This window comes from Colwellia sp. MB02u-10, assembly GCF_014077185.1.
Lineage (GTDB): Bacteria > Pseudomonadota > Gammaproteobacteria > Enterobacterales > Alteromonadaceae > Cognaticolwellia.
Genome location: NZ_JACGVK010000084.1, coordinates 1 through 407 on the forward strand (window position 1 = coordinate 1; position 407 = coordinate 407).

General features: G+C 41.0%; 1 protein-coding gene. It reads left to right on the forward strand.

What is annotated here, in order from left to right; translation table 11 throughout:
• Window positions 1-407: transposase (locus H4J59_RS03940; protein WP_182236991.1), on the forward strand; the 407-nt coding region annotated here is incomplete at both ends.

The following is a 407-nucleotide window of genomic DNA, read 5'->3' on the forward strand; positions in this document are numbered from 1 at the left end:
CAAACGCAGGTACAGCTCTGTATTGTGCATATGGTGCGTAATTCATTGAAGCTTGTGCCATGGAAAGATTATAAGGCTGTTACTGGCGACTTAAAGCAAATATATCAATCAGTAACCGAAGAGGAAGGCTTGATGGCGCTCGACCAATTTGAGCAACGTTGGGACAGTAAATACCCCAGTATATCGCGTTCGTGGCGCAGTAACTGGCAAAACGTCAGCACAATATTTAACTATCCTAATGATATACGCAAAGCCATTTATACCACCAATGCGATTGAGTCACTGAACAGTGTTATCCGTAAGGCCATTAAAAAGCGTAAACTATTTCCGCATGATGATTCGGCTAAAAAAGTTATCTATTTAGCGATTGAACAAGCATCTAAAAAGTGGACGATGCCGATAAGAAA